This is a genomic window from Pseudomonas sp. ChxA, from assembly GCF_030263855.1.
GTDB classification, from domain to species: Bacteria; Pseudomonadota; Gammaproteobacteria; order Pseudomonadales; family Pseudomonadaceae; genus Aquipseudomonas; species Aquipseudomonas fluorescens_CB.
Genome location: NZ_JARPMK010000001.1, coordinates 5,140,609 through 5,154,136, shown reverse-complemented (window position 1 = coordinate 5,154,136; position 13,528 = coordinate 5,140,609). Strand labels below are relative to the sequence as shown.

Sequence of the window (13,528 nt, the reverse complement as noted above, 5' to 3'; positions counted from 1 at the left end):
AGCGTTACGCGGAGCGTCACGGGAGGCATTCCCACGCGGAGCATGGAATGATCATTATGCTGCACAAATAAAAACGGCCTCCTTAGATAAGGAGGCCGCTTTTTATTACCAAGCCATCAGATGCTTACTTGCGATCTTCCAGTTTGGTGATATCACGCGACTCGTAGCCGGTGTACAGCTGGCGCGGACGGCCAATCTTGTACGGGCTGGAGAGCATTTCTTTCCAGTGCGAGATCCAGCCGACAGTACGTGCCAGGGCGAAGATCACGGTGAACATGCTGGTTGGAATACCGATCGCCTTGAGGATGATCCCCGAGTAGAAGTCGACGTTCGGGTACAGCGAGCGCTCGATGAAGTACGGGTCAGTCAAGGCGATCTCTTCCAGGCGCATGGCCAGTTCGAGTTGCGGATCGTTCTTGATGCCCAGTTCCTTCAACACTTCGTCGCAGGTCTTTTTCATCACGGTGGCGCGTGGGTCACGGTTCTTGTAAACGCGGTGACCGAAGCCCATCAGCTTGAACGGGTCGTTCTTGTCCTTGGCCTTGGCGATGAATTTGTCGATGTTCGAGACATCGCCAATTTCATCCAGCATGGTCAACACGGCCTCGTTCGCACCGCCGTGGGCAGGGCCCCACAGTGCGGCGATACCGGCGGCAATACAGGCGAACGGGTTGGCACCCGAAGAGCCGGCCAGACGCACGGTAGAGGTGGAGGCGTTCTGTTCGTGGTCGGCGTGGAGGATGAAGATCTTGTCCATCGCAGCGGCCAGCACCGGGCTGATCGGTTTGATCTCGCACGGGGTGTTGAACATCATGTGCAGGAAGTTTTCCGCGTACGTCAGGTCGTTGCGCGGGTACATCATGGGTTGACCCATGGAGTACTTGTAAACCATTGCGGCCAGGGTGGGCATCTTGGCAACCAGGCGGATCGCGGAAATTTCGCGATGCTGCGGGTTATTGATGTCCAGGGAGTCGTGATAGAAGGCCGACAGGGCGCCGACTACACCGCACATGACGGCCATCGGGTGGGCGTCGCGACGGAAGCCGTTGAAGAAGGTCTTCAACTGCTCGTGAACCATGGTGTGGTTCTTCACGGTGCTGACGAACTGGGCTTTCTGCTCGGCTGTTGGCAATTCGCCATTTAGCAGCAGGTAGCAGGTTTCCAGGTAGTCCGACTGTTCAGCAAGCTGTTCGATCGGGTAGCCGCGGTGCAGCAGAATGCCATTATCACCATCGATGTAGGTGATCTTCGACTCGCAAGAGGCGGTCGACATGAAGCCTGGGTCGAATGTGAAACGGCCCGTGGCCGTCAGGCCCCGTACGTCGATAACATCGGGACCAACGGTGCCGGTTAAAATGGGCAGCTCGACGGGGGCTGCGCCCTCGATGATCAACTGCGCTTTTTTGTCAGCCATGTGGCCTCCTATTTATGCTTCAAATCATCAGACAGACCCCCCACGCAGGGCCCGCACCACTATATTGATATAAATCCAGATGTCAATTTGCCTAAAGTCTTGCTCCAGAAGGCTTTAACCATACTTTTTCGTCGAAATTGACTGCCATTTACGCCTTTTATACCGCCAGCGCAATCCGCTATTAGGGTGAGGAGTGCGCGTTGTCATTAGTAACCTAACTGTCTATACTCGGCCACCGACCGCCAAGGGCTTTTGGGCTTGCTTTCATTGGGGGTCGCACTCCCTGGGTGGTGCTTACCTGACCAGTGCACTCCCCAACAACTTTGCCCTGATTGTTAGGGGCTCTTCAGTGTGAAAAAAAGCCGTGAATAGCCAACGACCTGTAAACCTAGACCTAAGGACCATCAAACTCCCCATCACCGGCGTTACGTCGTTCCTGCACCGTGTTTCCGGCATCATCCTGTTCCTGGGCTTGGGCATCATGCTTTATGCATTGAGCAAATCCCTGGGTTCCGAGGAAGGATACGCCGAGGTGAAGGCATGCTTGACCAGCCCGCTGGCCAAGTTCGTAGCATGGGGCCTCCTGTCCGCTCTGCTGTATCACCTGGTAGCCGGTGTGCGCCACTTGATCATGGATGCGGGTATCGGTGAGACGCTGGAAGGCGGCCGCCTGGGCTCGAAAATCATCATCGCCATTTCCGTGGTGCTGATCGTTCTGGCAGGAGTTTGGATATGGTAACCAGCGTTACGAACCTTTCGCGTTCGGGCCTCTATGACTGGATGGCGCAGCGTGTGTCTGCGGTCGTTCTCGCGGCTTATTTCATTTTCCTGATCGGATACCTCGTCGCAAACCCGGGCATCGGCTATGAGCAATGGCACGGCCTGTTTTCCCACAATGCGATGCGAATCTTCAGTCTGCTGGCCCTTGTAGCCCTGGGCGCTCACGCCTGGGTCGGCATGTGGACCATCGCGACCGACTACCTGACGCCGATGGCGCTGGGCAAGTCCGCGACTGCAGTACGTTTTCTCTTCCAGGCAGTCTGCGGCGTCGCGATGTTCGCTTACTTCGTCTGGGGTGTGCAGATTCTTTGGGGTATCTGATTCATGGCTAACATTCCTACTATTTCCTTCGACGCCATCATTATTGGTGGCGGCGGTGCCGGCATGCGCGCAGCGCTGCAGCTGGCCCAGGGCGGTCACAAGACTGCCGTGATCACCAAGGTGTTCCCGACCCGTTCCCATACCGTATCGGCCCAGGGTGGCATCACCTGCGCCATCGCCTCCGCCGACCCGAACGATGACTGGCGCTGGCACATGTACGATACCGTCAAGGGTTCCGACTACATCGGTGACCAGGACGCTATCGAATACATGTGTCAGGAAGGCCCGGCCGCCGTGTTCGAGCTGGACCACATGGGTCTGCCGTTCTCGCGTACTGAGCAAGGTCGTATCTACCAGCGTCCATTCGGCGGCCAGTCGAAGGATTACGGTAAAGGCGGGCAGGCTGCCCGTACGTGCGCCGCTTCCGACCGTACCGGTCACGCGCTGTTGCACACCCTTTATCAGGGCAACCTGAAAGCCGGCACCACGTTCCTGAACGAGTACTACGCGGTTGACCTGGTGAAGAACGCCGACGGCGCCTTCGTTGGTGTGATCGCCATCTGCATCGAAACCGGTGAAACCACCTACATCCGCGCCAAGGCTACTGTGCTGGCAACCGGTGGTGCAGGTCGTATCTACGCGTCGACTACCAACGCCCTGATCAACACCGGTGACGGCGTCGGCATGGCCCTGCGTGCAGGCGTGCCGGTACAAGACATCGAAATGTGGCAGTTCCACCCAACCGGCATCGCCGGCGCCGGTGTACTGGTTACAGAAGGTTGCCGTGGTGAAGGTGGTTACCTGATCAACAAGCACGGCGAGCGTTTCATGGAGCGTTATGCTCCGAACGCCAAAGACCTTGCCGGTCGTGACGTAGTTGCTCGCTCGATGGTTAAAGAAATCATCGCCGGCAACGGCTGTGGCCCGAACGGCGACCACGTACTGCTGAAACTCGATCACCTCGGTGAAGAAGTCCTGCACAGCCGCCTGCCAGGCATCTGCGAGCTGTCCAAGACTTTTGCTCACGTTGACCCGGTGGTTGCTCCGGTACCGGTTGTTCCAACCTGCCACTACATGATGGGCGGCGTACCGACCAACATTCATGGCCAGGCGATCACCCAGAACGCCGAAGGCGTGGACGAGATCATCCACGGTCTGTTCGCTGTAGGCGAAGTGGCCTGTGTATCGGTTCACGGCGCCAACCGCCTGGGCGGCAACTCGCTGCTCGACCTGGTGGTATTCGGCCGCGCGGCCGGCCTGCACCTGGAAAAAGCCCTGACCGACGGCATCGAATACGATGACGCCACCGACGCCAACATCGAGGCCGCCCTGGCGCGCCTGAACGCTCTGAACGAGCGTACCGATGGCGAAGACGTGGCAACCCTGCGTCGCGAGCTGCAAAGCTGCATGCAGAACTACTTCGGTGTATTCCGTACCGGCGAATACATGCAGAAGGGTATTGCCCAGCTGGCTGACCTGCGCACGCGCATCGCCAACGTCAAGATCAACGATAAGAGCCAGGCGTTCAACACCGCTCGTATCGAAGCCCTTGAGCTGCAAAACCTGCTGGAAGTGGCTGAAGCGACCGCGATTGCTGCCGAGGTTCGTAAAGAATCCCGTGGTGCTCACGCTCGTGAAGACTTTGAAGATCGCGACGACGAAAACTGGTTGTGCCACACCCTGTACTTCCCGGGTGACAAGCGCGTAACCAAGCGTGCCGTGAACTTCTCGCCGAAGACGGTGCCGACGTTTGAACCGAAGATTCGGACTTACTAAGGGTGGCTGCCATGTTGAAAGTCAGTGTTTACCGCTACAACCCTGATCAGGACGCCGCGCCGTTCATGCAGGAATTCCAGGTCGATACCGGTGGTAAAGACCTGATGGTGCTGGATGTTCTGGCACTGATCAAAGAGCAGGATGAAGGTTTCTCCTATCGTCGCTCTTGTCGTGAGGGTGTGTGTGGCTCCGACGGCATGAATATCAACGGCAAAAACGGCCTGGCGTGCATCACGCCGCTGTCTGCTGTTGTCAAAGGTAACAAGCTGATCGTTCGTCCACTGCCAGGTTTGCCGGTTATCCGTGACCTGGTCGTTGATATGAGCATCTTCTACAAGCAATACGAAAAAGTTAAGCCGTTCCTGCAGAACGACACGCCGGCTCCGGCCATCGAGCGTCTGCAGTCCCCAGAAGAGCGTGAAAAGCTCGACGGTCTGTACGAGTGCATCCTGTGCGCTTGCTGCTCGACCTCGTGCCCGTCCTTCTGGTGGAACCCGGACAAGTTCCTGGGTCCAGCTGCCCTGCTGCAAGCGTACCGCTTCCTGGCAGACAGCCGTGACACCAAGACGTCCGAGCGTCTGGCTTCACTGGATGACCCGTTCAGCGTATTCCGCTGCCGCGGGATCATGAACTGCGTCAACGTATGTCCCAAAGGCCTGAACCCGACTAAGGCCATTGGTCACATCCGTAACATGCTGCTGCAAAGCGGCGTGTAAGCGACGTTGTAGCAAAGCAGGACCGTTGTGCCCGTAAATGCTACGGCGCAGGCTTCAACCGGCGCCGTAGTTTTAACTTGAGCAGCGACTTACAAAGCCGCAGCTCTTATTTTGAAGAAATGAGACAAGCAGGGGCATTCGGGTTGGTACCCGAACTATCAGCGTGATCCTAAGTGGCTTGTTTTGGTCGCTGCACTTGGCCTTTTGCAAGCAAACTCGGTGTTTTCGCCGGTGGTGTCCCCAAATCGAGGGTGACCAAGCATGCAAGAAAGCGTGATGCAGCGCATGTGGAACAGCGGCTATCTTTCAGGTGGTAACGCTGCCTATGTGGAAGAGCTTTATGAGCTCTACCTGCACGACCCTAACGCTGTGCCAGAAGAATGGCGCACCAAATTTCAGACGTTGTCTTCAGACGGCAACGCTGCCACCGATGTATCGCACGCAACAATTCGCGATCAATTTGTGCTGCTGGCAAAGAACCAGCGCCGCGCCCAACCGGTTTCCGCCGGTAGCGTGAGCAGCGAGCATGAGAAGAAGCAAGTTGAAGTATTGCGACTGATCCAGGCTTACCGGATGCGTGGCCACCAGGCGGCCCAGCTTGACCCGCTGGGGCTCTGGAAGCGTCCTGCACCTGCTGACCTGTCGATCAATCATTACGGCTTGACCAATGCCGATCTTGATACGACCTTCCGTGCCGGCGACCTGTTCATCGGCAAAGAGGAAGCGAGCCTACGCGAAATTCACGAAGCGTTGCAGCAGACATATTGCCGCACCATCGGCGCTGAATTTACGCACATCACCGATTCCGAGCAGCGCCACTGGTTCCAGCATCGTCTGGAAGGTGTGCGTGGCCGTCCGGTATTGTCCGCCGACGTGCGCAGCCACTTGCTGGAGCGCGTGACCGCGGCCGAAGGTCTCGAGAAATACCTGGGTACCAAATACCCGGGCACCAAGCGTTTCGGCCTGGAAGGCGGCGAAAGCCTGATTCCAATGCTCGACGAGCTGATCCAGCGTTCCGGTTCCTACGGCACCAAGGAAATCGTGATCGGCATGGCTCACCGTGGTCGCCTGAACGTGTTGGTCAACACTTTCGGCAAGAACCCGCGTGAACTGTTCGACGAGTTCGAAGGCAAGAAGAAGGTCGAGCTGGGTTCCGGTGACGTTAAGTATCACCAGGGCTTCTCGTCCAACGTAATGACCACCGGCGGTGAAGTTCACCTGGCCATGGCCTTCAACCCGTCCCACCTGGAAATCGTTTCTCCAGTGGTCGAGGGTTCGGTGCGTGCCCGTCAGGATCGTCGTAACGATTCCACCGGTGAGAAAGTCCTGCCGATTTCCATCCACGGTGACGCGGCTTTCGCCGGTCAAGGCGTGGTCCTGGAAACGTTCCAGATGTCGCAGACCCGCGGCTTCAAGACCGGCGGTACAGTTCACATCGTCATCAACAACCAAGTCGGTTTCACCATCAGCAACCCACTGGACGCGCGCTCTACCGAGTACGCGACCGACGTTGCCAAGATGATCCAGGCGCCGATCCTCCATGTGAATGGGGATGATCCGGAAGCCGTGTTGTTCGTGACCCAGCTCGCCATCGACTACCGCATGCAGTTCAAGCGTGACGTGGTCATCGACCTGGTTTGCTACCGCCGTCGCGGTCACAACGAAGCGGATGAGCCGAGCGGCACCCAGCCGTTGATGTACCAGCAGATCACCAAGCAGCGCACCACTCGTGAACTGTACGCTGACAGCCTGATTACGGCTGGCGTGGTTGACGATGCGCGTGTTCAGGCGAAAATCGATGAATACCGCAACGCGCTGGACAACGGCCTGCATGTAGTGAAAAGCCTGGTTAAAGAGCCGAACAAAGAGCTGTTCGTGGACTGGCGCCCATACCTGGGCCACGCCTGGACGGCGCGTCACGACACCTCGTTCGACCTCAAGACCCTGCAGGAACTGTCCGCCAAGCTGCTGGAGATTCCAGATGGTTTCGTGGTGCAGCGCCAGGTTGCGAAGATCTACGAAGACCGTCAGAAAATGCAAGCCGGCGGCCTGCCGATCAACTGGGGTTACGCCGAAACCATGGCGTACGCGACCCTGGCGTTCGAAGGTCACCCGATCCGCATGACCGGCCAGGACATCGGCCGCGGTACGTTCTCGCACCGTCATGCTGTGTTGCACAACCAGAAAGACGCGGGCACCTACATCCCGTTGCAGAACCTGTACGAAGGCCAGCCACGTTTCGACCTGTACGATTCGTTCCTGTCCGAAGAAGCCGTACTGGCGTTCGAATACGGTTACTCGACCACCACGCCACAGGCGCTGGTGATCTGGGAAGCCCAGTTCGGCGACTTCGCCAACGGTGCCCAGGTGGTTATCGACCAGTTCATCACCAGCGGCGAGCACAAGTGGGGCCGTCTGTGCGGTCTGACCATGCTGCTGCCACACGGTTATGAAGGTCAGGGTCCGGAGCACTCCTCGGCCCGTCTGGAGCGTTACCTGCAGCTGTGCGCCGAGCACAACATCCAGGTGTGCGTGCCGACTACCCCGGCCCAGATCTACCACTTGCTGCGTCGCCAGGTGATCCGCCCGCTGCGCAAGCCGCTGGTAGTGCTGACCCCGAAATCGCTGTTGCGTCACAAATTGGCCATCTCGACCCTGGAAGATCTGGCCGACGGTTCGTTCCAGACCGTGATTCCAGAAATCGACACCCTGGACGCAGCCAAGGTCACTCGCCTGATCCTGTGCAGCGGCAAGGTTTACTACGACTTGCTGGAAAAACGCCGTGCCGAAGGCCGCGAAGACATCGCCATCGTGCGTATCGAGCAGCTTTACCCGTTCCCGGAAGACGACCTGATGGAGGCCATCGCGCCTTACACCAACCTCACGAATGCCGTGTGGTGCCAGGAAGAACCGATGAACCAGGGCGCGTGGTACAGCAGCCAGCATCATTTGCGTCGCAGTATCGGTAACCACAAAACAGGCCTGGGCCTGGAGTACGCCGGTCGTGATGCTTCTGCTGCACCTGCGTGTGGTTATGCGTCGATGCACGCCGAGCAGCAGGAAAAACTGCTGCAAGATGCTTTCACTGTTTAACGCCTTCGCGCTGACTGAAACCGAATTTTAAGGACCCACAGATAATGGCTATCGAAATCAAAGCCCCGTCATTCCCGGAATCGGTTGCCGATGGCACCGTTGCCACCTGGCACAAGAAACCAGGCGACGCTGTAAAGCGTGACGACCTGATCGTCGACATCGAGACCGACAAAGTCGTTCTGGAAGTGTTGGCCGAAGCTGACGGCGTGCTGGGCGCGATCGTGGCTGAAGAGGGCGCTACCGTCCTGTCGAACCAGATCCTGGGCTCGATCGAAGCGGGCGGCGCTGCTGCACCTGCTCCGGCTGCCGCTGCTGCTCCAGCTGCCGCACCTGCCGCTGCCGCTCCGGCTGCGGGTGGTGAAGACCCAATCGCTGCACCGGCTGCGCGTCAGCTGGCTGAAGAAAACGGCATCAACCTGGCGTCCCTCAAAGGCACCGGCAAAGACGGCCGTGTGACCAAGGAAGACGTGGTTGCTGCTGTTGAAGCCAAGAAAAACGCTCCGGCTGCCGCACCGGCCAAGGCTGCAGCACCCGCTGCTGCCGCGCCTGTGTTCGCTGCTGGCGACCGCACCGAGAAGCGCGTGCCGATGACCCGCGTACGTGCCACCGTGGCCAAGCGTCTGGTTGAAGCACAGTCGAACATGGCGATGCTGACCACCTTCAACGAAGTCGACATGACCGAAGTCATGGCCCTGCGTTCGAAGTACAAGGATCTGTTCGAGAAGTCCCATAATGGCGTGCGCCTGGGCTTCATGTCGTTCTTCGTGAAAGCGGCCACCGAAGCGCTGAAACGCTTCCCGGCAGTCAATGCTTCCATCGACGGCAGCGACATCGTTTACCACGGCTATGCAGACGTCGGCGTTGCCGTGTCCAGCGACCGTGGCCTGGTAGTACCGGTTCTGCGTAACGCCGAGCTGATGAGCCTGGCTGAAATCGAAGGCGGCATCGCCGGCTTCGGCAAGAAAGCCCGTGACGGCAAGCTGACCATCGACGAGATGACCGGCGGTACCTTCACCATCACTAACGGTGGTACCTTCGGTTCGATGATGTCGACCCCGATCGTCAACCCGCCGCAAGCTGCGATCCTGGGCATGCACAACATCATCCAGCGTCCGATGGCCATCAACGGCCAAGTCGTGATCCGCCCGATGATGTACCTGGCGCTGTCGTACGATCACCGCCTGATCGATGGTAAAGAAGCCGTGACTTTCCTGGTAACCATCAAGAACCTGCTGGAAGACCCGGCTCGTCTGCTGCTGGATATCTGATAGAAGCAGCTTCACGTTGCGAGCTACAAGCTGTAGGAACAAGCAGCTTGGCTTGCAACGTGTGGCTAGAAGCTTGTCGCAAATAGAGGATCTATTTTCATGACACAGAAATTTGACGTTGTAGTGATTGGTGCAGGTCCTGGCGGCTACGTTGCCGCCATCAAGGCCGCACAACTGGGCCTCTCGACTGCTTGCATCGAAAAATACACCGACAAGGAAGGCAAACTGGCGCTGGGCGGTACTTGCCTGAACGTTGGTTGCATTCCTTCCAAGGCGCTGCTGGACAGCTCCTGGAAATTCCACGAAGCCCAAGACGGTTTCGCGATCCACGGCATCAACCATGCTGGCGTGACCATGGACGTGCCAGCAATGGTCGGCCGTAAAGCCAACATTGTTAAAGGCCTGACTTCCGGCGTTGCCACCCTGTTCAAGGCCAACGGCGTCACTTCCCTGCAAGGCCACGGCAAGCTGCTGGCCGGCAAGAAAGTTGAAATCACCAAGCCGGACGGCTCGGTTGAAGTCATCGAAGCCGAGAACGTGATCCTGGCACCAGGTTCGCGTCCAATCGACATTCCGCCTGCTCCTGTTGACCAGAACGTGATCGTTGATTCGACCGGCGCCCTGGAATTCCAATCGGTTCCTAAGCGTCTGGGCGTGATCGGCGCTGGCGTAATCGGCCTGGAACTGGGTTCGGTATGGTCGCGCCTGGGTTCTGAAGTGACTGTGCTGGAAGCCCTGGACACGTTCCTGCTGGCTGCCGACACCGCAGTGTCCAAAGAAGCGCTGAAAACCCTGACCAAACAAGGTCTGGACATCAAGTTGGGCGCCCGTGTTACCGGTTCCAAGGTCAACGGCGAAGAAGTCGTTGTGACCTACACCGATAAAGAAGGCGAGCAGACCATCACCTTCGACAAGCTGATCGTAGCCGTGGGTCGCCGTCCAGTGACCACCGACCTGCTGGCTTCCGACAGCGGCGTGAACATCGACGAGCGTGGCTTCATCCACGTTGACGATCACTGCGCTACCACCGTGCCAGGCGTGTACGCCATTGGCGACGTGGTGCGCGGCATGATGCTGGCGCACAAGGCTTCCGAAGAAGGCATCATGGTTGTCGAGCGCATCAAGGGCCACAAAACCCAGATGAACTACGACCTGATCCCATCGGTTATCTACACCCATCCGGAAATTGCATGGGTCGGTAAAAACGAACAGCAGTTGAAAGCTGAAGGCGTTGAAGTTAACGTCGGCACCTTCCCGTTTGCCGCTTCTGGCCGTGCCATGGCAGCTAACGACACCGGTGGTTTTGTCAAAGTCATCGCTGATGCCAAGACTGACCGCGTATTGGGCGTCCACGTGATTGGCCCAAGCGCTGCAGAACTGGTTCAGCAAGGCGCGATCGGTATGGAATTCGGCACCAGTGCCGAAGACCTGGGCATGATGGTCTTCTCCCATCCGACCCTGTCCGAAGCGTTGCACGAAGCAGCGTTGGCAGTGAATGGCGGCGCCATCCACATCGCCAACCGCAAGAAGCGCTAAGCGAGATAATAAGAAACCACGGCGGAGTTGCCCGTCGTGAGCCTTGCGCGCAAAGCTCACCGCGGAATATCCGATGGACGCAGCCTTGCACAGCTTTACGGGCGATAAGCCCCGCAAGGTGTGCAAGCAGCAGTCACAGGTGGCGCGGCACTCATAATGAGCGCAGCGCCGAATGCGCAGTACCTAACGAAGACGGTAAAAAGCATGAATCTTCACGAGTATCAGGGTAAGCAGCTGTTCGCTGAATACGGCCTGCCAGTATCCAAGGGCTACGCAGTAGACACCCCGGAAGCAGCAGCAGAAGCTTGCGACAAAATCGGTGGCAGTGAGTGGGTTGTCAAAGCCCAGGTCCACGCCGGTGGTCGCGGTAAAGCGGGCGGCGTTAAGCTGGTTCGCAGCAAAGAAGACGCCAAGGCCTTCGCACAGCAGTGGCTGGGCAAGCGTCTGGTGACTTACCAGACTGATGCCAATGGCCAACCAGTCACCAAGATCCTGGTTGAATCGTGCACTGATATCGCTAAAGAGCTGTACCTGGGCGCTGTCGTTGACCGTTCGAGCCGTCGCATCGTGTTCATGGCTTCCACCGAAGGTGGCGTGGACATTGAGAAGATCGCCGAAGAAACCCCAGAAAAAATTCTGAAAGCCACTATCGATCCACTGGTTGGCGCTCAGCCATTCCAGGGTCGCGAGCTGGCTTTCCAGCTGGGCCTGGAAGGCAAGCAAGTTGCCCAGTTCGCCAAGATCTTCGTAGGTCTGGCCAAACTGTTCCAGGATCACGATCTGGCCCTGCTGGAAGTGAACCCGCTGGTGATCAAGGCTGACGGCGATCTGCACTGCCTCGACGCCAAGATCAACATCGACGCCAACGCCATGTACCGTCAGCCTAAGCTGAAAACTTTCCACGATCCGTCGCAAGACGATCCGCGCGAAGCGCACGCTGCCAAGTTCGAACTGAACTACGTAGCCCTGGAAGGTAACATCGGTTGCATGGTCAACGGTGCTGGCCTGGCCATGGGTACCATGGACATCGTCAACCTGCATGGCGGCAAACCAGCCAACTTCCTCGACGTGGGCGGCGGTGCTACCAAAGAACGCGTTACCGAAGCGTTCAAGATCATTCTGTCCGACTCCAACGTCGCAGCAGTTTTGGTCAACATCTTCGGCGGCATCGTTCGTTGCGACATGATTGCCGAAGGCATCATCGGTGCAGTGAAAGAAGTTGGCGTTAAAATCCCGGTTGTTGTTCGCCTTGAAGGTAACAACGCTGAACTGGGCGCTAAAGTACTGGCAGAAAGCGGTTTGAACATCATCGCGGCTACCAGCCTGACCGACGCTGCTCAACAAGTTGTCAAAGCTGCGGAGGGCAAATAATGAGCGTCCTGATCAATAAAGACACCAAAGTTATCTGCCAGGGTATTACCGGTTCGCAAGGTAGTTTCCACACCCAGCAAGCCATCGAATACGGCACCAAGATGGTTGGTGGCGTTACTCCTGGTAAAGGCGGCACCGAGCACCTGGGCCTGCCAGTGTTCAACACTGTGAAAGATGCTGTAGAAAAAACTGGCGCCACCGCCAGCGTTATCTACGTTCCAGCTCCTTTCTGCAAAGACTCGATCCTGGAAGCAGCCTTCGGCGGCATCAAGCTGATCGTTTGCATCACCGAAGGCATTCCTACCCTGGACATGCTGGACGCTAAAGTTAAGTGCGACGAGCTGGGTGTTACCCTGATCGGCCCTAACTGCCCAGGCGTGATCACCCCAGGCGAATGCAAGATCGGCATCATGCCTGGTCACATTCACTTGCCAGGTAAAGTCGGTATCGTTTCGCGTTCCGGCACCCTGACTTACGAAGCTGTCAAGCAGACTACTGACGCCGGTTTCGGTCAGTCGACTTGCGTCGGCATCGGCGGTGACCCGATCCCAGGTTCGAACTTCATCGACATCCTGAAACTGTTCCAGGAAGACCCGAAGACCGAAGCGATCGTGATGATCGGTGAGATCGGCGGTTCGGCTGAAGAAGAAGCGGCTGCCTACATCAAGGCACACGTGACCAAGCCGGTTGTTTCCTACATCGCTGGTGTGACTGCCCCTGCAGGCAAGCGCATGGGCCATGCTGGCGCAATCATCTCTGGCGGCAAGGGCACTGCAGACGAGAAGTTTGCTGCCCTGGAAGACGCAGGCGTTAAAACCGTGCGTTCGCTGGCAGATATCGGCAAGGCTTTGTCCGAGCTGACCGGTTGGGCTGTCAAGTAAGCCTCGCGCTTAGCTGACGCTTCACCACACAAAGGCCACCTTCGGGTGGCCTTTGTGCATTCTGGGTATAACCATTTTGGCAAATTTACCCGGTTCTATGTGGGAGCTGGCTTGCCTGCGATGGCACCGACGCGTTTTGGCAGATGCACCGAGCTGTCTGCATCGCAGGCAAGCCAGTTCCTACCTGGGCGGAATTGCCAAATTAAGTACGAAAACGCGACATTTGAATGTCGCTTATCGGACAGTACGCCCCGCAACAGTGCGTTTGTCGGCTTAATTCTGTACCCTAGCCGCCTCTTTATGCGTCCGCCTCCCAAAAGGAAGCCGCGCGCTAGACCGGTCGGCCCCCATCAGGGTCGGCAGCAGTTCCCT

The 13,528-nt window shown here is 57.7% G+C and carries 10 protein-coding genes; 9 read left to right on the top strand and 1 reads right to left on the bottom strand.

Going from position 1 to position 13,528, the window contains the following annotated elements:
• Nucleotides 1–124: 124 nt before the first annotated feature.
• Nucleotides 125–1,414, bottom strand: coding sequence for a citrate synthase (gene gltA, locus P5706_RS23025; protein ID WP_003210575.1), 1,290 nt, complete (start codon nt 1,412–1,414; stop codon nt 125–127).
• Nucleotides 1,415–1,778: 364 nt separating this feature from the next.
• Here gltA and sdhC point away from each other — a divergent pair, with 364 nt between their 5' ends.
• The 9 genes from sdhC to sucD all read left to right on the top strand — a co-directional run bounded on the left by sdhC (nt 1,779) and on the right by sucD (nt 13,156).
• Nucleotides 1,779–2,153, top strand: coding sequence for a succinate dehydrogenase, cytochrome b556 subunit (gene sdhC / locus P5706_RS23020; RefSeq protein ID WP_016979564.1), 375 nt, complete (start codon nt 1,779–1,781; stop codon nt 2,151–2,153).
• Nucleotides 2,147–2,515, top strand: coding sequence for a succinate dehydrogenase, hydrophobic membrane anchor protein (gene sdhD, locus P5706_RS23015; protein ID WP_003172805.1), 369 nt, complete (start codon nt 2,147–2,149; stop codon nt 2,513–2,515). The genes sdhC and sdhD overlap by 7 nt, the downstream gene beginning before the upstream one ends.
• 3 nt (nt 2,516–2,518) lie before the next feature.
• Complete coding sequence (gene sdhA, locus P5706_RS23010; RefSeq protein WP_017134444.1) at nt 2,519–4,291, top strand: succinate dehydrogenase flavoprotein subunit; 1,773 nt, start codon at nt 2,519–2,521, stop codon at nt 4,289–4,291.
• A gap of 11 nt (nt 4,292–4,302) precedes the next feature.
• On the top strand, nt 4,303–5,007 hold the full coding sequence (locus P5706_RS23005; protein ID WP_003172807.1) for a succinate dehydrogenase iron-sulfur subunit: 705 nt from the start codon (nt 4,303–4,305) through the stop codon (nt 5,005–5,007).
• Nucleotides 5,008–5,268: 261 nt separating this feature from the next.
• Nucleotides 5,269–8,100, top strand: a complete 2,832-nt coding sequence (locus tag P5706_RS23000; RefSeq protein WP_200433554.1) for a 2-oxoglutarate dehydrogenase E1 component — start codon at nt 5,269–5,271, stop codon at nt 8,098–8,100.
• 44 nt (nt 8,101–8,144) lie between these two features.
• A complete protein-coding gene (odhB, locus tag P5706_RS22995) occupies nt 8,145–9,368 on the top strand; it encodes a 2-oxoglutarate dehydrogenase complex dihydrolipoyllysine-residue succinyltransferase (RefSeq protein WP_017134446.1) in 1,224 nt (407 codons plus the stop codon).
• Nucleotides 9,369–9,467: 99 nt separating this feature from the next.
• Entirely contained in the window at nt 9,468–10,904 is a 1,437-nt protein-coding gene (lpdA, locus tag P5706_RS22990; protein ID WP_056859732.1) for a dihydrolipoyl dehydrogenase, read from the top strand.
• Nucleotides 10,905–11,108: 204 nt separating this feature from the next.
• Nucleotides 11,109–12,275 (top strand): ADP-forming succinate--CoA ligase subunit beta, encoded by a 1,167-nt coding sequence (gene sucC / locus P5706_RS22985; RefSeq protein WP_016979559.1) that lies wholly within the window; start codon nt 11,109–11,111, stop codon nt 12,273–12,275.
• Complete coding sequence (sucD, locus tag P5706_RS22980) at nt 12,275–13,156, top strand: succinate--CoA ligase subunit alpha (protein ID WP_017134448.1); 882 nt, start codon at nt 12,275–12,277, stop codon at nt 13,154–13,156. The genes sucC and sucD overlap by 1 nt, the downstream gene beginning before the upstream one ends.
• Nucleotides 13,157–13,528: the final 372 nt, after the last annotated feature.